Origin of the sequence: Streptomyces sp. WMMC1477, assembly GCF_027460245.1 — a bacterium.
In the GTDB taxonomy this organism is placed as follows: Bacteria; Actinomycetota; Actinomycetes; order Streptomycetales; family Streptomycetaceae; genus Streptomyces.
On the sequence record NZ_JAPZBD010000003.1, the window covers coordinates 3,323,568 to 3,345,105 of the forward strand.

General features: G+C 74.4%; 23 protein-coding genes. 15 read left to right on the forward strand and 8 right to left on the reverse strand.

All coding sequences use genetic code 11. The annotated features are described in order from the left end of the window. Positions 1 to 10 precede the first annotated feature (10 nt). The 4 genes from O7609_RS15315 (at position 11) to O7609_RS15330 (ending at position 3,627) form a co-directional block, all read left to right on the forward strand. A complete protein-coding gene (locus tag O7609_RS15315; protein WP_269743714.1) occupies positions 11 to 1,516 on the forward strand; it encodes an NAD(P)H-hydrate dehydratase in 1,506 nt (501 codons plus the stop codon). 19 nt (positions 1,517 to 1,535) lie between these two features. Continuing rightward, positions 1,536 to 2,699 (forward strand): alanine racemase, encoded by a 1,164-nt coding sequence (alr, locus tag O7609_RS15320; protein ID WP_269736412.1) that lies wholly within the window; start codon positions 1,536 to 1,538, stop codon positions 2,697 to 2,699. Positions 2,700 to 2,756: 57 nt separating this feature from the next. Next, positions 2,757 to 3,281 (forward strand): tRNA (adenosine(37)-N6)-threonylcarbamoyltransferase complex ATPase subunit type 1 TsaE, encoded by a 525-nt coding sequence (gene tsaE, locus O7609_RS15325; RefSeq protein WP_269736411.1) that lies wholly within the window; start codon positions 2,757 to 2,759, stop codon positions 3,279 to 3,281. Between the two features lie 190 nt (positions 3,282 to 3,471). Continuing rightward, positions 3,472 to 3,627, forward strand: a complete 156-nt coding sequence (locus O7609_RS15330; protein WP_269736410.1) for a hypothetical protein — start codon at positions 3,472 to 3,474, stop codon at positions 3,625 to 3,627. 36 nt (positions 3,628 to 3,663) lie between these two features. Here O7609_RS15330 and O7609_RS15335 read toward each other — a convergent pair whose 3' ends face one another. Then, complete coding sequence (locus O7609_RS15335; RefSeq protein WP_269736409.1) at positions 3,664 to 4,191, reverse strand: hypothetical protein; 528 nt, start codon at positions 4,189 to 4,191, stop codon at positions 3,664 to 3,666. A 212-nt stretch (positions 4,192 to 4,403) separates the two neighbouring features. Here O7609_RS15335 and tsaB point away from each other — a divergent pair, with 212 nt between their 5' ends. Genes tsaB through O7609_RS15355 form a run of 4 tightly spaced genes read left to right on the forward strand, consistent with a single transcriptional unit; the run spans position 4,404 to position 7,080 of the window. After that, complete coding sequence (gene tsaB, locus O7609_RS15340) at positions 4,404 to 5,072, forward strand: tRNA (adenosine(37)-N6)-threonylcarbamoyltransferase complex dimerization subunit type 1 TsaB (protein WP_269743715.1); 669 nt, start codon at positions 4,404 to 4,406, stop codon at positions 5,070 to 5,072. A 50-nt stretch (positions 5,073 to 5,122) separates the two neighbouring features. Beyond that, entirely contained in the window at positions 5,123 to 5,623 is a 501-nt protein-coding gene (rimI, locus tag O7609_RS15345) for a ribosomal protein S18-alanine N-acetyltransferase (RefSeq protein ID WP_269737247.1), read from the forward strand. A gap of 12 nt (positions 5,624 to 5,635) precedes the next feature. Then, positions 5,636 to 6,775 (forward strand): tRNA (adenosine(37)-N6)-threonylcarbamoyltransferase complex transferase subunit TsaD, encoded by a 1,140-nt coding sequence (gene tsaD / locus O7609_RS15350; protein ID WP_269736407.1) that lies wholly within the window; start codon positions 5,636 to 5,638, stop codon positions 6,773 to 6,775. Next, a complete protein-coding gene (locus O7609_RS15355; RefSeq protein WP_332328080.1) occupies positions 6,772 to 7,080 on the forward strand; it encodes a hypothetical protein in 309 nt (102 codons plus the stop codon). The genes tsaD and O7609_RS15355 overlap by 4 nt, the downstream gene beginning before the upstream one ends. A gap of 55 nt (positions 7,081 to 7,135) precedes the next feature. On the opposite strand, the gene O7609_RS15360 is transcribed toward O7609_RS15355, so the two are convergent. Together O7609_RS15360 and O7609_RS15365 are read right to left on the reverse strand one after the other, a co-directional pair. Continuing rightward, positions 7,136 to 7,876: a VOC family protein gene (locus tag O7609_RS15360; protein ID WP_269743716.1), complete on the reverse strand. Its 741-nt coding sequence runs from the start codon at positions 7,874 to 7,876 to the stop codon at positions 7,136 to 7,138. 191 nt (positions 7,877 to 8,067) lie between these two features. Next, positions 8,068 to 9,252 (reverse strand): class I SAM-dependent methyltransferase, encoded by a 1,185-nt coding sequence (locus O7609_RS15365; protein ID WP_269744361.1) that lies wholly within the window; start codon positions 9,250 to 9,252, stop codon positions 8,068 to 8,070. Positions 9,253 to 9,432: 180 nt separating this feature from the next. Here O7609_RS15365 and O7609_RS15370 point away from each other — a divergent pair, with 180 nt between their 5' ends. The 3 genes from O7609_RS15370 (at position 9,433) to groL (ending at position 12,842) form a co-directional block, all read left to right on the forward strand. After that, positions 9,433 to 10,419, forward strand: coding sequence for a polysaccharide deacetylase family protein (locus O7609_RS15370; RefSeq protein WP_443072253.1), 987 nt, complete (start codon positions 9,433 to 9,435; stop codon positions 10,417 to 10,419). 367 nt (positions 10,420 to 10,786) lie between these two features. Beyond that, complete coding sequence (gene groES / locus O7609_RS15375; protein WP_077059501.1) at positions 10,787 to 11,095, forward strand: co-chaperone GroES; 309 nt, start codon at positions 10,787 to 10,789, stop codon at positions 11,093 to 11,095. A 121-nt stretch (positions 11,096 to 11,216) separates the two neighbouring features. After that, a complete protein-coding gene (gene groL / locus O7609_RS15380) occupies positions 11,217 to 12,842 on the forward strand; it encodes a chaperonin GroEL (RefSeq protein WP_269736404.1) in 1,626 nt (541 codons plus the stop codon). Between the two features lie 141 nt (positions 12,843 to 12,983). Here the strand turns inward: groL and O7609_RS15385 are convergent, their stop codons facing one another. The 4 genes from O7609_RS15385 to O7609_RS15400 all read right to left on the reverse strand — a co-directional run bounded on the left by O7609_RS15385 (position 12,984) and on the right by O7609_RS15400 (position 16,171). After that, a complete protein-coding gene (locus O7609_RS15385) occupies positions 12,984 to 13,688 on the reverse strand; it encodes an ester cyclase (protein ID WP_269736403.1) in 705 nt (234 codons plus the stop codon). A gap of 195 nt (positions 13,689 to 13,883) precedes the next feature. Further along, a complete protein-coding gene (locus O7609_RS15390) occupies positions 13,884 to 14,657 on the reverse strand; it encodes an SDR family NAD(P)-dependent oxidoreductase (protein WP_269736402.1) in 774 nt (257 codons plus the stop codon). Positions 14,658 to 14,684: 27 nt separating this feature from the next. Further along, entirely contained in the window at positions 14,685 to 15,524 is an 840-nt protein-coding gene (locus O7609_RS15395) for an isocitrate lyase/PEP mutase family protein (protein ID WP_269743718.1), read from the reverse strand. Then, positions 15,521 to 16,171: an MOSC domain-containing protein gene (locus O7609_RS15400; RefSeq protein WP_269736400.1), complete on the reverse strand. Its 651-nt coding sequence runs from the start codon at positions 16,169 to 16,171 to the stop codon at positions 15,521 to 15,523. The genes O7609_RS15395 and O7609_RS15400 overlap by 4 nt, the downstream gene beginning before the upstream one ends. A gap of 82 nt (positions 16,172 to 16,253) precedes the next feature. On the opposite strand from O7609_RS15400, the gene O7609_RS15405 reads away from it, so the two are divergent. Then, the gene (locus O7609_RS15405) at positions 16,254 to 17,183 is read left to right on the forward strand and encodes a LysR family transcriptional regulator (RefSeq protein WP_269736399.1); all 930 of its coding nucleotides are present in this window, start codon (positions 16,254 to 16,256) and stop codon (positions 17,181 to 17,183) included. A 188-nt stretch (positions 17,184 to 17,371) separates the two neighbouring features. Here the strand turns inward: O7609_RS15405 and O7609_RS15410 are convergent, their stop codons facing one another. Beyond that, positions 17,372 to 17,725, reverse strand: a complete 354-nt coding sequence (locus O7609_RS15410; protein ID WP_269736398.1) for a WhiB family transcriptional regulator — start codon at positions 17,723 to 17,725, stop codon at positions 17,372 to 17,374. 547 nt (positions 17,726 to 18,272) lie between these two features. Between O7609_RS15410 and O7609_RS15415 the strand changes: the two genes are divergently transcribed. The 3 genes from O7609_RS15415 to guaB all read left to right on the forward strand — a co-directional run bounded on the left by O7609_RS15415 (position 18,273) and on the right by guaB (position 21,418). Then, positions 18,273 to 18,884, forward strand: a complete 612-nt coding sequence (locus O7609_RS15415; protein ID WP_028426699.1) for a response regulator transcription factor — start codon at positions 18,273 to 18,275, stop codon at positions 18,882 to 18,884. Positions 18,885 to 19,187: 303 nt separating this feature from the next. Next, positions 19,188 to 19,796, forward strand: coding sequence for a sigma-70 family RNA polymerase sigma factor (locus tag O7609_RS15420; protein WP_332328079.1), 609 nt, complete (start codon positions 19,188 to 19,190; stop codon positions 19,794 to 19,796). A gap of 116 nt (positions 19,797 to 19,912) precedes the next feature. After that, entirely contained in the window at positions 19,913 to 21,418 is a 1,506-nt protein-coding gene (gene guaB / locus O7609_RS15425) for an IMP dehydrogenase (RefSeq protein WP_269736396.1), read from the forward strand. Positions 21,419 to 21,538: the final 120 nt, after the last annotated feature.

A 21,538-nucleotide genomic window follows, 5' to 3' on the forward strand; every position in this document is an offset into this window, starting at 1 on the left:
GCTGGCGGCCATGCGGAACGCTTACCGGGTCGAGGCCGTACGGGATGCGGAGCGGGAACTGATGGCGCGGCTCCCCGCCGGCGCACTCATGCAGCGGGCGGCCGCGGGGCTCGCCGTCGCCGCGGCGGAGCTGCTGGGCCGCGCCTACGGCGCCCGGGTGGCGCTCCTCGTCGGCAGCGGGGACAACGGTGGTGACGCCCTGTACGCCGGGGCCCGGCTGGCGCGGCGCGGGGCCGCCGTGACCGGCGTGCTGCTCGCCCCCGACCGGGCGCACCCCGGCGGGCTCGCCGCGCTCCGGGCGGCCGGCGGGCGCGCCGTCGCCGCGTACGACGACGCGGAGGCCGGGCCCGGGCCCCGAGGAGAGCCCGGCGACGCGGCGCGCCCCGGGCGGGAGGCCGACGCCGCGCTCGCCGGCGCCCAGCTCGTCCTGGACGGCATCACCGGCATCGGCGGCCAGGGCGGCCTGCGGCCGGCGGCCGCCCGGCTGGTGCGCCGGATCACCGCGCCCGTCCTCGCCGTCGACCTGCCCAGCGGCGTCGACGCCGACACCGGCGCGGTGGAGGGCGAGGCGGTGCGGGCGGCCGCCACCGTCACTTTCGGGGCCTGGAAGCCGGGCCTGCTCATCGAACCGGCCCGCGGTCACGTGGGCGCCGCGCGGCTCGTGGACATCGGTCTGGCGCCCCATCTGCCGGACACGCCCGAAGCGCAGGCGCTCCAGCACGCCGACGTCGCCGCCCTGCTGCCCGTGCCCGGCGCCGACACGGACAAGTACCGCCGTGGCGTCGTCGGCGTCGCCGCCGGCTCGGCCCGGTACCCGGGCGCGGCCGTGCTGGCCGTCTCCGGGGCGCTGCGCGGCGGGGCCGGGGCCGTGCGCTACGTGGGCTCGGCCGTCGCCGAGGTCATCGCCCGGCACCCCGAGACGCTGGTCACCGGCGGGGCGCCGAAGGCGGCCGGGCGCGTGCAGTCCTGGGTCGTCGGCCCGGGGCTGGGCGCCGGGGAGGAGGCCGAGCGCGCGGCGCGGGAGGTGCTGGAGTCCGAGGTGCCGGTGCTGGTCGACGCCGACGGCCTGCGGCTCGCCGACCCCGACCGGGTGCGGGCGCGCCGGGCCCCGACGGTCCTCACCCCCCACGCGGGCGAGGCCGCCGCGCTCCTGGACACCTCCCGGGACGCCGTCGAGGCCGGGACGCTGCACGCCGTGCGGGCCCTCGCCGACCGCTACCGGGCCACCGTGCTGCTCAAGGGCGCCGCCACGCTCGTCGCCGAGCCCGGGGGCGGGCCCGTGCGCGTCAACCCGACCGGCACCGGCTGGCTCGCCACCGCGGGCAGCGGCGACGTGCTCTCCGGGCTGATCGGCGCCCTTCTCGCCGCCGGGCTGCCCGCCCGGGACGCCGCCTGCGCCGGCGCCTACCTGCACGGTGTCGCCGGGCGCCTGGCCGCCGTTCCGCCCGCCGCGTCCGACGTCGCCGCCGCCCTGCCCGCCGCCTGGCACGAGGTGCGCACGTCCGCGGCGCGGTGAGGCCTGAGACACTGGTGCGGTGAACAGCACCACCGCCGCTCGCCCTCCCCGTGTGCGCGCCGAGATCGATCTCGCCGCCCTGCGCTCCAACGTGCGTGCCCTGCGGGCCCGGGCGGCCGGCGGCGCCGGGCTGATGGCGGTGATGAAGGCGGACGCCTACGGGCACGGGATGGTGCCCTGCGCCCGCGCCGCGCGGGCGGCCGGGGCCGACTGGCTGGGCACCGCCACCCCCGAGGAGGCGCTGGGGCTGCGCGCGGCGGGCGACACCGGCCGCATCCTGTCCTGGCTGTGGACGCCGGGCGGGCCCTGGGCCCGGGCCATCGAGGCGGACGTCGACGTCTCGGCCAGCGCCGGGTGGGCGCTGGCGGAGATCGTGACCGCCGCCCGCGCCACGGGCCGCACCGCCCGGGTGCACCTCAAGGCCGACACCGGGCTCGGCCGCAACGGCTGCCAGCCCGCCGACTGGCCCGAGCTGGTGGCCGCCGCCCGGGCCGCCGAGGCCGAGGGCACCGTGCGTGTCACCGGGCTGTGGTCGCACTTCGCCTGCGCCGACGAACCGGGTCACCCCGCGAACGCCGCCCAGCTCGCGGCGTTCGAGGAGGCGCTGTCCGTCGCCGAGCGGGCCGGGCTGCGCCCCGAGGTCCGGCACCTGGCCAACTCGCCGGCCACCCTCACCCTGCCCGCGTCCCACTTCGACCTCGTGCGCCCCGGCGTCTCGGTGTACGGGCTCTCACCGTCCCCCGAGGTGGGCGCCGCCGAGGACTTCGGGCTCCGCCCGGTGATGCGGCTGAGCGCCGACCTCGCCGTCGTCAAGCGGGTGCCCGGCGACCAGGGCGTCTCCTACGGCCACACCTACCGGACGCCGGGCCCCACGACCCTCGCGCTCGTCCCGGCCGGCTACGCGGACGGCGTCCCCCGGCACGCGTCCAACGTGGGGCCCGTCCTCGTCGCGGGGAAGCTGCGCACCGTCGCCGGGCTGGTGGCGATGGACCAGTTCGTGGTGGACCTGGGCGGGGACACCGCCGAAGCGGGCGACGAGGCCGTGCTGTTCGGCCCCGGGGACGAGGGCGAACCGACCGCGGAGGACTGGGCCCGCGCGGTCGGCACGATCGGGTACGAGATCGTCACCCGGGTCGGCGCCCGGGTGCCCCGGTTCTACCTGCACGAGACCGCCGAGGGCTGACGCGCTCCACCCGCGCGAGGCCGCCGTGCGCCGGGCGGACCGCCTACCATCGGGGCCATGACGACGGCCATCACACAGTCCCGGATCACGGTCAGCACGCCCGAGCGCATGCGGGAGCTGGGCCGCGTGCTCGCCACCCTCGTGCGCGCCGGTGACCTGGTGCTGCTGACGGGCGAGCTGGGAGCCGGGAAGACGACGCTGACCCGCGGCCTGGGCGAGGGCCTCGGCGTGCGCGGAGCCGTCACCTCGCCCACCTTCGTCATCGCCCGCGTCCACCCCTCGCGCTCCGGCGGGCCGCCGCTCGTCCACGTGGACGCCTACCGGCTGGGCGGCGGCCTTGAGGAGATGGAGGACCTCGACCTCGACGTGACGCTGCCCGAGTCGGTGGTGGTCGTGGAGTGGGGCGAGGGCAAGGTCGAGGAGCTGACCGAGGACCGGCTGCACGTGGTGATCGAGCGCGGGCTCGGCGCCGGGCCGGACGCGGAGGCGCAGGTGGCGGCGGGCGAGGACGACGAGCGCGTGGTCACGGTGACCGGCGTGGGCGCGCGCTGGACGGACGTGGACCTCTCCACGCTCGGGTGATGCCGTAAAGCGGCGACGGCGGACGATGCCACGACGGAGTGACACGGGTGTGTCACTCCGTCGTGGCATGTCGGGCGTCACTCCGGGAGCCATGTCGGGACGACTTTCCGACAGGCTGTCGGCAACGTGTTGCGCCCGTCGCCGGGGCGTGGTTAGGTACGCCTAAGTCGTCGGGTGTGAGGAGGGGACCATGCCGGAACGCGAGACCACACCACGGACCGCCCCGCAGGCGCCGCCGTTCGGTGAGCTCCTGGCCTCCTGTGCCGCGGCGCGGGCCGTCTGCCGCCCGCCGCGCGAGGAGCCGCCCGCGGGCGCGCCCCGCGCCGCCGAAGACGACGTCCGCTGAGCCGTCTCCGCCGCCCCGCGGGCCGCCCGGGCGGGGCTACCGGACGACGACGACCGGGGTGTCGAGCGTCGCGAACTCCCACATCGCCGCGCCGTCGGCGCGGCCTTCCCTGATGCCGCCCGTCTTCTTCCCCGGGTCCGCCACGGGCTGCTGCCCGTCCTCCACCGGGGCGCTGAAGCCGATGCCCGTGCCCGCGAGGGTGGTGAAGCGGACGACGTGCTGCACCGGTACGCCGTCCGTGCCGGTCACCCGCTCGTCGCGCGACGTCACCGTGTAGACGCCGGCCACGGGGTCGAGCGTGCCGGGCGTGACCCCGTACGTGCGCAGGACCGCCCCGTCGGCGCCGACCAGCCACACCCGGTCCTCCGCGAGCGAGTAGACCACCCGCCGGCCCTCGCCCGACTCCGCCGGGAGGCCCGGGGCCTTCTGCTCCGGTTCGGCGCTGGGGGAGGGGGACGCGGACGGCTCGGCGCGTCCGCCCTTCGGGGCGTCACTCTGCGCGGCGGAGGCCTGGTAGGCGAAGAACCCGATGACGGCCATGGCCACCGCGGTCAACCCGGTCACGAACGTTCCCGCGCTGTTCCGTGCCACCGGGTTCACCCCTCGACGCCTTTTCGCTGCCTCGTGCCGCTTCGCGTCCGTTCGCGTTCGGTCTTTCGCCGAGTCCGCTTCGCCGACGCACGCGCACTGATCGTCAGGCTGACGGTAGCAGCCCGACCGTGCCCCATCAGGTCGGCCCGGACACCGCACCCCCGGGCGCGCCGTAGGCTTACACCGTGCTGTTGCTCGCTCTCGACACCGCGACCCCCGCCATCACCGTCGCCCTCCACGACGGCGAGGCCGTGCTCGCCTCCCGCGACCAGATCGACGCCCGCCGCCACGGTGAGCTCCTCCTGCCCGCCGTACACGCCACCCTGTCCGAGGCCGGCCGGACGCTGCACGACGTCACCGGGCTCGTCGTCGGCGTCGGCCCCGGCCCCTACACGGGGCTGCGGGTCGGCCTGGTGACGGCCGCCGGGTTCGGCGCCGCGCTCGGCATCCCCGTGCACGGCGTGTGCACCCTGGACGGCATCGCCCACGCCGCCGGGGCCGCGGGGATCGGCGGGCCGTTCGTCGTCGCGACCGACGCCCGCCGCAAGGAGGTCTACTGGGCGCGCTACGCCGACGCCAGGACCCGGGCGACGGAACTGAGCGTCGACCGGCCCGCCGACATCGCGGAGCAGGTCGCCGGCGTGCCGTCCGTCGGCGCGGGTGCCCTCCTCTACCCCGACACCTTCACCGGTGTCCGCGCGGACGGTCCCGAGCACCAGTCCGCCGCGGCCCTGGCCGCCCTCGCCGCCGAGAAGCTGGCCGCGGGCGAGCCGTTCCTGCCCCCGCTCCCGATGTACCTGCGCCGCCCCGACGCGAAGGTGCCCGCCGGGTACAAGGTGGTCACGCCGAGGTGAGCCCCGCGCCGGACGCCCCGCCCGCCCCCGACGCCGTCACCCTGCGGGAGATGCGCTGGTGGCACATCGAGCCGGTGCTGGCACTCGAACAGGAGCTGTTCCCCGAGGACGCCTGGTCGACGGGGATGTTCTGGTCCGAGCTGGCGCACGCCCGCGGCCCGGGCGCCACCCACCACTACACCGTCGCCGAGACCGCCGACGGCCGCCTCGTCGGCTACGCGGGGCTGGCCACCACCGTCGACGGCACCGGGGACGTCCAGACCATCGCCGTCGCCCCCGGCCGACAGGGCACCGGCCTGGGCGCCCGCCTCCTCGCCGACCTGCTGACCGCCGCCACGGCCTTCGAGTGCCACCAGGTGCTCCTGGAGGTGCGCGTGGACAACCTGCGCGCCCAGCGCCTCTACGAGCGGCACGGCTTCGTCCCGGTGGGCGTCCGGCGCGGGTACTACCAGCCCGGCGACGTGGACGCCCTGGTCATGCGGCGCGAGCACGGCGCCCCGACGACACCCACCGACCCCGGCGCTCCGAGCGCCCCCAGCGACCCGAGCTAGGAACGACTGCAGATGACCCCCGACGAGCCCCTTGTCCTCGGCATCGAGACCTCCTGCGACGAGACCGGTGTCGGCGTCGTCCGCGGCCACACCCTGCTGGCCGACGCCGTCGCCTCCAGCGTCGACGACCACGCCCGCTACGGCGGCGTCGTCCCCGAGATCGCCAGCCGGGCGCACCTGGAGGCCATGGTCCCGACCATCCAGCGGGCGCTGGACCAGGCCGGGGTCGCCGCCTCCGACCTCGACGGCATCGCCGTCACCGCGGGCCCGGGCCTCGCCGGCGCGCTGCTCGTCGGCGTCTCGGCGGCCAAGGCGTACGCCTACGCCCTCGGCAAGCCCCTCTACGGCGTCAACCACCTCGCCTCGCACATCTGCGTCGACCAGCTCGAGCACGGCGCCCTGCCGGAGCCCACGATGGCGCTCCTGGTCAGCGGCGGGCACTCCTCGCTGCTCCTCGCCCCGGACATCACGGCCGACGTCCGGCCGCTGGGCTCGACCATCGACGACGCGGCGGGGGAGGCCTTCGACAAGGTCGCCCGGGTCCTCGGCCTCGGCTTCCCCGGCGGCCCGGTCATCGACCGCTACGCCCGCGAGGGCGACCCGGGGGCCATCGCGTTCCCGCGCGGTCTCACCGGCCCACGGGACGCGCCCTACGACTTCTCCTTCTCCGGCCTCAAGACCGCCGTCGCCCGCTGGATCGAGGCCCGGCGGCGGGCGGGCGAGGAGGTGCCCGTCGCCGACGTCGCCGCCTCGTTCCAGGAGGCCGTCACCGACGTGCTGACCCGCAAGGCGATCCGGGCCTGCCGGGACGAGGGCGTCGGGCATCTGATGATCGGCGGCGGCGTCGCGGCCAACTCCCGGCTGCGGGCCATGGCCGAGGAGCGGTGCGCGGACGCCGGGATCACCCTGCGCGTCCCGAGGCCGAAGCTGTGCACGGACAACGGTGCGATGGTCGCGGCGCTGGGCGCGGAGATGGTGGCCCGGGGCCGGGACGCCTCCGGCTGGGACCTGCCGGCCGACTCCTCGCTCCCCGTCACCGAGCCCCATGTCCCGGCGTCCTCCGAGGCGCCCGGCCACTCCCACGCGCACGCGCATTCCCACACGCACGACCACGTGCACGAGCTGAGCAGGAAGAACCTCTACGAAGCATGACGGGCGAGACGGGCGTGACGGGCGAGACGGGCGAGACGGCCGTGACGAGGGGGAGTGACGGGACGACGGCGCTCATGTGGGAGGCGCGCGCGGCCGAGGGGCGGGGCGCCGAGCTGCTGGCCTGGGTCCGCGCCCAGAAGCTCGCCCCCGGGCCCGCGCGCCGCGAGACGTACACGGCCCCCGGCGACCGTGTCCTGGTCATCACCCACTGGTCCGAGGCCGGTGAGCCCGGTGAACTACCGGACCCGCCGGGTGAGTTGCTGCACCGGCCGGTGCACCGCTGGCGGTTCACCCGGGTGGAGTAGCCGGGTGGAGCAGCAGGGTCGTCCGCCGGCGCGCGGCGCGTCGGCCCGCCGTCCGTCAGCCGTGCTCCGAGGTGACGTGGAACAGCGCGCCCTCCGCGTCGCGCAGGGAGGCCACCCGTCCGAAGTGGGACATCGCGGGCGGCGTCACGATGCTGCCCCCGGCCGCGTCCGCCCGCGTCGCCACCTCGTCGACGTCGTCCACGCAGAAGTAGACGTGCCACTGCGGCCGGATCGTGGGGTCCGGTGCCTCTTCCACGGCCCCGCCCCACAGGTCGGCGACGTGGTGACCGTCCACGGACACCACCACGTGATCGGCCTCGAAGCGGACGCTCAGCCGGTCGGGCGCGTGGGTGTCCCAGGCGAACACGCTGCCGTAGAACATGGCCGCCCCGAAGGCGTCCCCCGTGCGGAGCTGGAGCCGGGCGGGCGCGCCCGGCTGCCGCCGCACCCACCAGCCGCGCACGGGCTCGCCCTCCCACACCCCGAAGCGGGCGTCCTGCCGGTCCGCCGCCCACAGCACCCGGCCCGTGCCGAAGGCCAGCGGCCCCACGGCCACCGTCCCGCCGCGCTCCTGGATGCGGCTCGCCATGACGTTGGCGTTCTCCGCGCGGAAGAACGCGGTCCACGACGGGGCGAAGCCGCCCTTCGCCTGTGAACTCATCCCCAGACCGGCCACGGGCTGCCCGTCCGCCAGGGCGAGCTGGTAGCCCTTCTCGTGGTCCCGGAAGCCGGGCCGGTACTCCCAGCCCAGCGCCCGCGCGTAGAACTCCTGAGCACCCTCCAGGTCACGCGTCATGAGAGCCACCCAGCACGGCGCGCCGTGCACGGACCCCGGAGTGTCGGGCACTCCGCTCACCTCACTCTGTGCCGCCGCCCTTGCATGTACCGCTTCCACCTTCCGACCGTGGGGCCGGGAACGCCACACGAGGGTGACCGCCCGCGCGGGCGGTCACCCTCGTGGGCCCGGGACGGCGACCGCCCGGGGCCCTACACGGGGTGGCCGAGCAGCATGGACGGCGCCCCCGCCACCCGGGTGAGGAACACCGTCGCCGAGTGCGGCCCCGAGGGCTTCACCTTGCGCCGCAGCTCCTCCGGCTCCACCGCCGAGCCCCGCTTCTTGACGGTGAGAACGCCGACCCGCCGCTCCCGCAGCAGCGCCCGCAGCCGTTTGACGTTGAATGGCAGCACGTCCGTCACCTCGTAGGCCCGCGCGTACGGGGTCGGCGCGTGGACGTCGGACGTCACGTAGGCGATCCCGGCGCTCAGCAGCCGCCCGGCCACGTCCCGGGCGACGTCCGCGACGAGGTGCGCGCGGATCACCGCCCCGTCCGGCTCGTACAGGTAGCGGCCGACGGGCCCCGGCTCCGGGTCGGGCAGTCCGGCGCCGAGCAGCGAGTGCTCGCCGGCCCGGCCGTCCCCGCCGGGCAGGAGGGTGGCCCGGAAGCCGGCCGGTGCCGTGCCCTCGCCGAACCACAGCACCGCCTCCTTCACCTCACCGGCGACCGAGATCCACTCCGCCTCCGCGTCCTCGGGCAGCGCCTCGTGCGGGACGCCCGGCGCGATCTTCAGGGCGGCGTGCGGCACCCTGCGGGCCGTCTCCAGCGCCCAGGACAGGGGCGGCGAGTACGCCTCCGGGTCGAACACCCGGCCCCGGCCGCCGCGCCGCGCCGGGTCCACGAACACGGCGTCGTAGCCCTCGACGTCGACCGTCGTGACGTCGGCCCGGCGCACGGTGACGCGGTCGGCCAGCCCGAGCGCCGCCACGTTGGCCTCGATGACGGCGCAGGTCAGCGGGGAACGGTCGACGGCCAGCACCTCCACCCCGGCGCGGGCCAGCTCGACGGCGTCGCCGCCGATGCCGCAGCACAGGTCGGCGAGCCGCCGCACGCCGCGTCCGGCCAGCCGCCGCGCCCGGTAGGCGGCCACCGAGGAGCGGGTCGCCTGCTCGACGCCGTCCGGGGTGAAGAACATGCGCGCGGCGTCCTCGGCGCCGAACTTGACCACGGCCCGCTGCCGCAGCCGCGCCTGGCCGAGCGCGGCGGAGACCAGCGAGGGCGGATGGCTGCGGCGGAGCCGGGTCGCGAGCGTCAGCTCGTCGGCCGGGTCGTGGTCGCGCAGCCGGTGCAGCAGTTCGGCGCCCTCCTCGGTCAGGAGGGCCCGGAACGCGTCCACGGCCTCTGCCTCGGCGCCGGTGCCACTGCCGGAGTCGGCGCCGGTGTCGGCGGTCTTGGCGGTGTCGTTCGGTGTGTCGGGTGATGCGGGTACGGCCACACGGCCCATTTTCGCCTGCTCGCCGGAGTGCCGCCGCCCTTCGGGCGCGGTGGGTTGGCACTATCCGGCGTTATGTCGATCATCAGACAAGTCACACAAAATGATCGAGAGTCTCCACGGCCCTGGCGGCATCTCCGACGCGGCGTCGGAGCCGGAGCCCTCGCCGCGCTCGCGGTCTCCTGTGCCGCCGTCGCCGGAACCGGACACCTCCCCACCGGCGAGGACGGCGGCGGCTCGCTCCTGGACAAGCCGCTCGCCGCAGCCGTCGAGGGTCTGCCGCTCGGAGCCGCCCAGCGCGTCGGCGCCGAGTACGCCGCCGCTTCCCTCACCGCCTACGCCGGCGGACTCGCCCGCGCGGAGACCCGCCGCGTCGCGGCGGCCGCGCGCTGGGGACTGGCCGAGCCGCCCCTGCTCGCGCCCCCGCCGCCGGCCGCGAAGCCGGAACTCACCAGCACCCCCGGCCTCGTCTCCGGCAAGGGGCTCCCACCTGTCTTCGTCCGGGTGCCCACCGACCAGAAGGTCGTCTTCCTCACGATCGACGACGGCTGGCACAAGGACCCGCGCTTCACCCGGATGCTCCGCGAACTGCGCATCCCCTACAGCGCCTTCCTCTCCGACTACGTGGCCGCCGAGGACTACGACTACTTCCGCCGCATGCGGCGCGACGGAGCGGGCGTCCACAACCACACCCTCAACCACAAGGAACTGCCCAAGCTGTCCTACAAGCGGCAGCGCGAGGAGATCTGCGGCATGCAGAAGGTACTGAAGGAGGAGTTCGGCGCGCCCTCGCGGCTGTTCCGTCCGCCTTACGGCGCCTACGACCGTGACACCCTGCGCGCCGCCGCCTCCTGCGGCGTCGAGGCCGTGCCCCTGTGGGCGGAGGAGGCCTGGGCCCAGCGCTTCGACTGGGCCCGCCTCGACCGCGAGTTCCACCCCGGCGACATCATCCTCACCCACTTCCGCGGCCCCGAGCAGTGGGGCGGCACGATGAACGACATGCTGCGCCGCACCCTGAAGACGGCCACCGAACAGGGCTTCGCCCTGGCCCGCCTGGAGGACTACGTCTGACGGCGGCCGCCGGCGCGCCTCTCCGGCCCGCGGGCTGCGCTGGGGAGGGCCGCGCCGAGGCGCGGGGCCGGCGAGCGGCCGCCGGTGCCGGGGCCGGATGGGGGTTCCCCGCCCGTTCTCGGCGGGGTGCGGGTGGGTCTTGGCCGCGGTTCGCCGCGCCTCCGCGGGGCGCGCGGCGGCGACGCGCCGCAGGGAATTGGCACTCAGCTTGACCGAGTGCTAACCGAGGCATAGTCTCACCGTTGGCACTCTCCGCCGGGGAGTGCCAGGCGCGACGGGAAGGTCCGGCACCCGCGACGACGGATCGACCAGGTCGCCACCTCTAGACATAAGACCCCGTGAGATCTCCGAAGGGGGAGGTCGGATCGTGACGACCGCCAGCTCCAAGGTTGCCATCAAGCCGCTTGAGGACCGCATCGTGGTCCAGCCGCTCGACGCCGAGCAGACCACGGCCTCGGGCCTGGTCATTCCGGACACCGCCAAGGAGAAGCCCCAGGAGGGCACCGTCCTGGCCGTGGGCCCGGGCCGCTTCGAGGACGGAAACCGCCTGCCGCTCGACGTCAAGGTCGGCGACATCGTCCTGTACAGCAAGTACGGCGGCACCGAGGTGAAGTACAACAACGAGGAGTACCTCGTCCTCTCGGCTCGCGACGTGCTCGCGATCATCGAGAAGTAAGGCACCCCGCACGTCCGCGTGCTGATCCGCGCCCTGGTTCCCCGTCACAGACAGCCGGGGCAGCCAGGGCGCGGTTCGCTTGTCATACGCCCAAGAAGCCCTGAGAGGACCTCTCTACGCCATGGCGAAGATCCTGAAGTTCGACGAGGACGCCCGTCGCGCCCTGGAGCGCGGCGTCAACAAGCTGGCCGACACCGTCAAGGTGACGATCGGCCCCAAGGGCCGCAACGTCGTCATCGACAAGAAGTTCGGTGCGCCGACCATCACCAACGACGGCGTCACCATCGCCCGCGAGGTCGAGGTCGAGGACCCGTACGAGAACCTCGGTGCCCAGCTCGTGAAGGAGGTGGCGACCAAGACCAACGACATCGCGGGTGACGGCACCACCACCGCCACCGTGCTGGCCCAGGCCCTCGTGCGCGAGGGGCTGCGCAACGTCGCCGCCGGTGCCTCCCCGGCCGCCCTGAAGAAGGGCATCGACGCCGCCGTCCAGGCCGTGTCCGCGGACCTGGTCTCCTCCGCCAGCCCGATCGACTCCAAGGCCGACATCGCCTCCGTCGCCGCGCTGTCCGCCCAGGACAAGCAGGTCGGTGAGCTGATCGCCGAGGCCATGGACAAGGTCGGCAAGGACGGTGTCATCACCGTCGAGGAGTCGCAGACCTTCGGTCTGGAGCTGGACTTCACCGAGGGCATGGCCTTCGACAAGGGCTACCTGTCGCCCTACATGGTCACCGACCAGGAGCGCATGGAGGCCGTCCTCGACGACCCCTACATCCTGATCACCCAGGGCAAGATCTCGGCCATCGCCGACCTGCTGCCGCTGCTGGAGAAGATCATGCAGGCCGGCGGCTCGCGCCCGCTGCTGATCATCGCCGAGGACGTCGAGGGCGAGGCCCTGTCCACCCTCGTCGTCAACAAGATCCGCGGCACCTTCAACGCCGTCGCCGTCAAGGCGCCCGGCTTCGGTGACCGCCGCAAGGCGATGCTGGGCGACATGGCCACCCTCACCGGCGGCACCGTCGTCGCCGAGGAGGTCGGCCTCAAGCTCGACCAGGTCGGCCTGGACGTGCTGGGCTCCGCCCGCCGCGTCACCGTCACCAAGGACGACACCACCATCGTCGACGGTGCCGGCAAGAGCGAGGACGTCGAGGGCCGCGTCGGCCAGATCAAGGCCGAGATCGAGTCCACCGACTCCGACTGGGACCGCGAGAAGCTCCAGGAGCGCCTCGCCAAGCTGGCCGGCGGCGTGTGCGTCATCCGCGTCGGCGCCGCCACCGAGGTCGAGCTGAAGGAGAAGAAGCACCGTCTGGAGGACGCCATCTCCGCGACCCGCGCCGCGGTCGAGGAGGGCATCGTCTCCGGTGGCGGCTCCGCGCTCGTCCACTCCTCGAAGGTGCTGGCCGACAACCTGGGCAAGACCGACGACGAGGCCACCGGTGTCGCCGTCGTCCGCCGCGCCGTCGTCGAGCCGCTGCGCTGGATCGCCGAGAACGCGGGCCTGGAGGGCTACGTCATCACCTCCAAGGTCGCCGAGCTGGACAAGGGCCAGGGCTTCAACGCCTCCACCGGCGAGTACGGCGACCTGGTCAAGGCCGGCGTCATCGACCCGGTCAAGGTGACCCGCTCCGCGCTGGAGAACGCCGCCTCGATCGCCTCCCTGCTGCTGACGACCGAGACCCTGGTCGTCGAGAAGCCGGCCGAGGAGGACGAGGCCGCCGCGGGCCACGGCCACGGCCACGCCCACTGAGCCACCCGCTCACCGCGCCGGCGCGCGCTCGCGCCGTCCGGCTCACGACAGGCCCCCACCCGCTGCCCGGGTGGGGGCCTGTCGGCTCTCCGCACCCCGTGCCGGACCGCGCGGCGTGTGCGCGCCGCTCCCGGGCCGCACCTAGCCGGGCGTCTCCACGAGCCCGAGCTCGGCGAGCAGCCGCGCGTTGTCCCAGTTGAACCAGCTTTCCGCGATCTTGCCGTCGCGGAACCGGAGCGTCACCTGGCCGGTGAGGCTGAACTCCTTGCCGGTGGGCGCCAGGCCCATGAACTCGCCGACGTGCCGTCCGGCGGCGGTGAACCGCAGACAGACGAGGTCGCCGTCGGCGGCGGTGCTCTCCACGGTGAAACGGGGCTCGAACGGGACGATCTCCCGGTTCAGGTTCTGCCGGAGCTGCTGGAGCCCTTGCAGGTCGCCCTCCGGGTTGGCCGGATCGTGCTCGACGTAGTCCTCGTGGAAGTAGTCCTCCAGGGAGGCGAAGTCGCGCCGGTTCAGCAGCTCCTCGAAGAGCTGACGCGCCGTCCCCTTGTTCAGCTGCTCGTCGCGCACGACGTCGAGGTCCGTGAACTGCGGCATCTCGTCGCAGAGCGCGACCATCTCCTGGAAGATCCGGTCCGTCTCGGGCAGGTTCGAGTTCCGCATGGCCTCCTCGTAGGAGGGGAACTCGACGATCTCCACGAGGTGTGTGGAACTGGAGCGGTCCTTGCCCACCATCGCGTGAGTGGCGGTCCGCTTGCCCCGGGTCGCCTCGACCCAGGAGTCCAAGAGCCTGTTCATGTCATCGACGCGGTTGGTCTTGCAGTCGATGAGCTGGACGAATGTCATGACGGCCCCCTATTGGCCGATCATCGAAACAGTCGGACCATTCCAGGCTATGTCTGTCCCGGCCGGGTTTCCTGCGCAACCGCGGGGACGGGGAGCCCGGTTCCGCGGCCCTCGCACACCGGCTTCGCGCGTCGGCTCGCGCACCGCCCTCGCGCGAGCCTCCGTCACGCCCGCGCCGGACCGGAGCGGGCGGCCCTACTTCGGCCCGTACCTGCGCCCCGACGTGGACGACACCCGGCCCATGAGGCCGCGCGGCACCAGCTTGCTCGCGCCGAGCAGCGTCTTGTAGCGCGCGTCCGGGACCGAGAGCGTGCGGCCCCGGGCCAGGTCCCGCAGGGCGGCGTCCACCACGCGGTCGGCCTCCAGCCACATCCACCCCGGCACGTTCGACGTCGACATCCCGGCCCGCTCGTGGAACTCGGTGCGCACGAACCCCGGGCACAGGGCCATCAGCCGCACCCCCGAGCCCGCCAGGTCCTGCGCGGCGCCCTGGGTGAACTGCACGACCCACGCCTTGCTGGCCCCGTAGGTGCCGCGCGGCACGAAGGCGGCGACCGAGGCCACGTTCACCACGCCGCCGCGCCCGCGCCCGCGCATCGCCTCGGCCGCGGCCGACGTCAGCCGCAGCACCGCCTCGACGTGCAGGCGCAGCATGCGCAGCTCGTCCTCCTCCGGCACCTCCAGGTAGCGGCCCTTGGCGCCGAATCCGGCGTTGTTGACGAGCAGGTCCACGGGGTGACGCCGGTCCGAGAGCCGCTCGGCGACGGCGGTGACGCCCTCCTCGGTGCTGAGGTCCGCCCGCAGGGTGGAGGCCTCGACGCCGTGCCGGTCGTGCAGCTCGGTCGCCTGCCGGGCCAGCCGCTCGCCGTCCCGGGCGACCAGGACCACGTCGTGCCCGTCCCGCGCGAGCCGCCGTGCGAACGCGGCGCCGAGCCCGGCCGTCGCTCCTGTGATGAGTGCAGTCGTCATACCGCGAACCGTAAACGGCCGGGGCCGTCAACGCCCCGGCGGGCTCCCGCCTATCGGCCCCGCTCCCGCCCGGGTGCCGGTGAACGGTTTCGACCAGGCCTGGGCCCGCCCGTAGGAGGGCACGCCACCGAGGTCCGCCGCCAACGGGGTGTCGTCCAGGACGCCGCGCGCCACCTCGACCGCCTGGTGGACGGCCGCGCGGAAGAGCAGTGAGCCCGTGCTCACCCGGGCCACTCCCCAGGCGGCGAGCTCGGACACGCTCGGTCCGCCCGGTGTGAACAGCAGGTTCAGCGGAGCCGCACACGCCCCCGTCACCGCGCGCACGGCCTGCTCCTCCCGCAGCCCGGGGACGAAGAGGCCGTGCGCCCCCGCCTCCTGGTAGGCGCGGAGCCGGTCTTCCGTCTCGCGCTCGTGGCCGGGCAGCCAGTACGTGTCGGTACGGGCGTTCACGAAGAGCGACGGTGCCGCGCGGAGCACGGCCCGCAGCACCGCGCACTGGTGGGAGACGTCGGTGAGCGTGCCGTCCGGGCGGCCGTCCTCGATGTTCACGCCCGCGATCCCGGCGCGTTCGAGCAGCGCGGCCAGGGCGGCCACGTCCTCCGGGTCCGTGCCGAAGCCGTTCTCGATGTCGACGGTCACCGGGACGGGCAGCCGGGCCAGGCTCCCGGCGAGCCGCAGCGTCTCCTCCCGCGCGGCCCCCGCGGCGTCCGGCAGGCCGGCGGCACCGGCCACGCCGAGGCTCGTCGTCCCGAGGGCGGCGAACCCGGCGGCCACGAGCGCGGCGGCGGAGGCGTGGTCCCACGCGTTGGGCAGCACCAGGGGCCTTCCCGGGCGGTGCAGGGCGCGGAACTCCTCGAACCGGCTCACCGGTCGAGCGCCTTGCGCCGCACGGACTCGGGCAGCGCGTCACCGGCGGCGAGCAGCTCGGGGAGGAGCGCCCGCTCGGTGGTCATCGCCCGGAACATGAACGAGACGGTCACCTTGTGGTCGGGGCGGTGCACGACGTCGAACGCGTCCCCCGCGCGGATCTCGCCCTCCTCGATCACGCGCAGGTACGGGCCGGGGCGCCCGGCCTGGGTGAAGCGCCTGACCCAGCCCCGCTCGTCGAGGTGCCCGGCGAACGTCCGGCAGGGCACGCGTACCGAGGCCACCTCCAGCAGCAGGCCGTCGCCGATGCGCCAGCGCTCGCCGACCAGCGCCTCGTTCACGTCGTAGCCGGACGTCGTCAGGTTCTCCCCGAACACGCCTGAGGGCAGGTCGCGGCCCAGCTCGCGGCCCCAGGCGTCCAGGTCCTCCCGGGCGAAGGCGTACACCGCCTGGTCGTCGCCGCCGTGGTAGCGCAGGTCCCCGATGGCGTCCCCGGCGAGCCCGCCGCCGCCCGTCCCCCGCGGACCCGGCGCCGCGACCCGCACGGGGCCCGGCACCGGCACCTTGCCGATCCCCGTCAGCCCGCCCGGGGCGGAGGTGTGGTCGGACGTGAGCAGGGAGCCGAGATTCACCGAGAGTACGTGCATGCGGCCACAGTAGATCGCGCGTCTGTCACCGGCCGAGCCGCTGTCCGGTGGGCGACGTCAAAGGCGGCCTTATGGTTGAGTCATGCTCGAAGCCCGCCACCTGAGGGTGCTGCGTGCCGTCGCCACGACGGGCTCCTACTCCGCCGCCGCCCGGGAGCTGGGCTGCACCCAGCCCGCGGTGAGCCAGCAGATGCGCTCGCTGGAGCAGTCGGTGGGCACCCCGCTGCTCTACCGGGCCGGACGCGAGACCCGGCTGACCGAGGCGGGGGAGGCCCTCGTCCGGCACGGCGCCACCGTCCTCGCCTCGCTCACCGCCGCCGAGGAGGAGGTCGCGGCCATCGCCGGGCTGCGCGCCGGACGCGTGCGGCTCGTCTCGTTCCCCAGCGCCAGTTCGACGCTGGTGCCCGGCGCCGTCGCGGCGCTGCGTGCCGGGCACCCGGGCACCCGGGTGTCGCTCGTCGAGGCCGAGCCGCCGCGCTCCGTCGACCTGCTGCGGGCGGGGGAGTGCGACGTCGCCCTGGCCTTCCGCTACCCGGACACCGCCGCGCCGGACGCCGCCGAGTGGGCCGACCTCGTCGTCCGGCCGCTGCTCACGGACCGGCTCGTGGGTCTCGTGCCCGACGGCCACCCCCTGGCCGGTGCGCCGTCCGTCCCCTTCGCCCAGTTGGCGGGGGAGCCCTGGATCGCCGGGTGCCCGCGCTGCCGGCGCCATCTGGAGGAGGTCTGCGAGGCGGCGGGCTTCACGCCGCGCATCGACTTCGCGACGGACGACTACCCCGCCGTGGTGGGCCTGGTGGGCGCCGGGCTCGGCGTCGCCGTGCTGCCGGAGCTGGCCGTGGAGTCGGTACGGCCGCGGGGCGCCCGCACGGTCGCCGTCACGCCCGAGGTGCGGCGGGAGGTCGTGGCCCTCACCCTCCCCGATCTCGCCCGCGTCCCCGCGGTGGCCGCCACGCTGGAGCACCTCGCCGCGGCCGCGGCCCGCGGTCCGGCCGAGCCTCCCGCCCCCGGCTGACGCCCCCGGCCCGCCCGGGGCGACGCGCCCGGCTGACCCGGACGGGGGACGGCCCCGGACGGGGGCCGAGACCCGGAACACGCCGAACGGTCGACGCGACACGCCCGCCGGGCCGGAAAGCACAGCGGGGCCCACCCTCGCAGATACGTTTCTGCGAAGGTGTGCCCCGCCGCGGTTCGGGGCCGGTGCTAGGTGCCGGCCGCCGCCTCGGTCTGCTCGGGAGCCTGCGCGGACGGTGCCGGACGGTTCGTCGAGACCAAGCGGTGCCGGGCCCGTCCCATCAGCTCCTCGCGTTCGTCCTCCGTGAGTCCTCCCCAGACGCCGTACGGCTCCCGCACGGACAGTGCGTGGGCGGCGCACTGCGCGCGGACCGGGCAGCGCATGCACACCTCCTTCGCCGCCGTCTCACGCGCGCTGCGGGCCGCTCCGCGTTCCCCTTCCGGGTGGAAGAAGAGGGAGCTGTCGACGCCGCGGCAGGCGGCCAGGAGCTGCCAGTCCCACAGATCGGCGTTGGGGCCCGGAAGGCGGGAGAAATCTGCCATTGCTCGTCCTCTCGGAGCGTTGCTGTGGCTGCTGGACGGGCGGGTCGGCGTGGTCTCCGGCGGCCGGTGGGCCGGGCGCCCGCCGGAACCGCCGCCGGGCGTCCCGCGCCCCGTGGGCCGGGTGGGAGGACGGTCCGCCGACCGTCCATCCATCGGTAGTCGTGTGAGTAGCTGTAAATATGACTCTTTGCGAATTTAGCCACGGACGCCACAAAGTGGAAGCAAAAGCGTCCAAATAGGGCACAGTGGTCCAAGGCGCGCTGCACGACGGGGTGCGCCCCGAGGGCGCTCCGGTCCGGTGCTGCGTGCGTCCTTCTGGGTGTTCACGCCCACACGTAGAGTGCTGGATGCGGGTGGAGTAGCCCGTAACTCTTTCGGGTGACCGTCGTTGAGAGTGCGGAGGCGGTTGGCAGAACAGCGAAAACCCCGGCACGCCCGCCGGGGGAGACGCCCCGCAGGGAGGGGCGGAAGGCGATCAACCGCACAGGTGACGATTCGTAACAGCCTGGAGGCACAAGGTGATGCGCATCAGCAGCGGAGGGCGGCCATGACTTCCGTCCTCGTTTGCGACGACTCTCCGCTCGCCCGGGAAGCGCTGCGCCGTGCGGTCGCGACCGTTCCCGGCGTCGAGCGCGTGACGACGGCGGCCAACGGCGAGGAAGTCCTCCGCCGCTGGGGCGCCGACCGCTCCGACCTCGTCCTGATGGACGTCAGGATGCCCGGCCTGGGCGGTGTGGAGACGGTCCGCCGGCTGCTCTCCGCCGACCCCGGCGCGCGCATCATCATGCTCACCGTCGCGGAGGATCTCGACGGTGTGGCCCTCGCCGTCGCCGCCGGCGCCCGTGGCTACCTGCACAAGGACGCCTCGCGCGCCGAGCTGCGGGCCACGGTGACCCAGGCCCTCGCCGACCCGACGTGGCGGCTCGCCCCGCGGCGGCTGCGCTCCGCGGAGATGGGCGCCGCACCGACCCTGACCGCCCGGGAGATCCAGGTCCTCGAGGGCATGAGCCACGGACGGTCCAACGCCGAGATCGGCCGTGAACTGTTCCTCTCCGAGGACACCGTCAAGACCCACGCCCGGCGCCTGTTCAAGAAGCTGGGCGCCTCCGACCGGGCCCACGCCGTCGCCCTGGGCTTCCGCTGGGGCCTCGTCCGCTGACCGTCCGCCGCACCGTGGTCCGGGGGCGCGGCCACCCGCTCCTGCGGGTCCGCCCCGCCCCCGCCGGTCCCCGTCCTCCCGCCCGGGCTCCGCACCAACGCGCGCGATGCCGCATCCTTGGTAGGTGACTCCTCTCCGGCCGGTGCCGGAGACGGGCCGGCGGCAGCCGGCCGGCACGGTGCGAAGCAACCCGAAAGGGGGAGGGCAGGCGGGATGGCCACGGGCGCACTCCGATATAACGCTTCAGGGCACAACCAGGGCCGCGGTGCGGCGGACGCCTCGGGCTCGGTGCACCATGGACCGATGCGCGACGACACCACACCGGGCAGCGCCGTCGGGCCCCCGGACCGTGGTCCGGGCATCGGAGCCGTCGTGCGGCGCGCCGTCGAGGGGGACGAACAGGCCACCCACGACCTCCTGGCCCACGTCCACCCCCTCGCCCTGCGCTACTGCCGCACGAGGCTGAGCAGACTTCCCGGGGACGCCCGGCACTTCGTGGACGACCTCGCGCAGGAGGTCTGCCTCGCCGTGCTGTGCGCCCTGCCGCGCTACCGGGACACCGGCAAGCCCTTCGAGGCGTTCGTCGTCGCCATCGCCCAGCACAAGGTCGCCGACCTCCAGCGCGCCGCCATGCGCCACCCGGGATCGACGGCCGTGCCCTCGGACGAGATGCCCGAGCAGCCCGACGACAGCCTGGGGCCCGAGGAGCGCGCCCTGCTGAGCAGCGACACCGAGTGGGCCAAGAAGCTCCTCGCCAACCTCCCGGAGCACCAGCGCGAGCTCATCCTGCTGCGTGTCGCCGTCGGCCTCACCGCCGAGGAGACGGGCCAGGTGCTCGGCATGTCCCCGGGAGCCGTCCGCGTCGCACAGCACCGCGCCCTGTCCCGGCTGCGGGCCCTCGCCGGGCAGTGATCCGGGCGGTCGGGTGACCAGCGTCATCCGGCCGTGCTTTCACATGAACACGGGGTCCCCCGATTGGCCGTTAGCATGGGGGCACGTGCACGGGCAAGACCACCAGGGAAGGTGTCATGACTGACAACGTCGACGGAGTGCCTGAGAAGTTCGCGCGGCTCGGGCTGACCTACGACGACGTCCTGCTGCTGCCCGGTGAGTCGGACATGGCCCCCCAGGACATCGACACCGCCTCGCACGTCTCCCGCAACGTCCGGGTGAACATCCCGCTGCTGTCCGCCGCCATGGACAAGGTCACCGAGGCGCGCATGGCCATCGCCATGGCGCGGCAGGGCGGCGTCGGCGTCCTCCACCGGAACCTGTCCATCGAGGAGCAGGCCGCCCAGGTCGACCGGGTCAAGCGCTCCGAGTCCGGCATGGTCACCGACCCCATCACCATTCGGCCCGACGCCACCCTGCGCGAGGCCGACGAGCTGTGCGGCCGGTTCCGCATCAGCGGCGTCCCCGTGACCGACGCGGCGGGCAAGCTGCTCGGCATCGTCACCAACCGCGACATGGCCTTCGAGCTGGACCGCACCCGCGAGGTGCGCGACGTCATGACGCCCATGCCGCTGGTCACCGGGAAGGTCGGCATCGCGCGCTCCGACGCCATGGAGCTGCTGCGCCGCCACAAGATCGAGAAGCTCCCCCTGGTGGACGACGAGGGCCGCATCAAGGGCCTCATCACCGTCAAGGACTTCGTCAAGGCCGAGAAGTACCCCAACGCCGCCAAGGACGCCGAGGGCCGCCTGCTCGTCGGCGCCGCCGTCGGCGTCGCGGGTGACGCCTACGAGCGCGCCCAGGCCCTCATCGAGAACGGCGTCGACTTCGTCGTCGTCGACACCGCGCACGGCCACTCCCGGCTCGTCGGGGACATGGTCGCCAAGATCAAGTCCAACCACGCCGGAGTGGACGTCATCGGCGGCAACGTCGCCACCCGCGACGGCGCCAAGGCCCTCGTGGACGCGGGCTGCGACGGCATCAAGGTCGGCGTCGGCCCCGGCTCCATCTGCACCACCCGCGTCGTCGCCGGCATCGGCGTCCCGCAGGTCACCGCCATCTACGAGGCCGCGCTCGCCGCCCGCGAGGCCGGCATCCCCGTCATCGGCGACGGCGGCCTCCAGTACAGCGGCGACATCGCCAAGGCCCTCGTGGCCGGCGCCGACACCGTCATGCTCGGCAGCCTGCTCGCCGGCTGCGAGGAGTCCCCGGGCGAGCTGCTGTTCATCAACGGCAAGCAGTTCAAGTCCTACCGCGGCATGGGCTCGCTCGGCGCCATGCAGTCCCGTGGCGACCAGCGCTCCTTCTCCAAGGACCGCTACTTCCAGGAGAACGTCGGCGGCGACGACAAGCTGATCCCCGAGGGCATCGAGGGCCAGGTGCCCTACCGCGGCCCCCTCGCCGCCGTCGTCCACCAGCTCGTCGGCGGGCTGCGCCAGTCCATGTTCTACGTCGGCGGGCGCACCGTCCCCGAGCTCAAGGAGCACGGCCGGTTCGTGCGGATCACCGCCGCCGGGCTCAAGGAGAGCCACCCGCACGACATCCAGATGACCGTCGAGGCCCCCAACTACTCCCGGGGCTGACGCTACGCTGGGGCGTGACCCGACGAAGGGGGTCGCGTTCGAGTACCCGGTCCGCGACGGGCTGTTGTCCGTCCTGGCCGTCCACGTCGCCGACTTCGCTCAGGTCCTGGTCGAGGACTG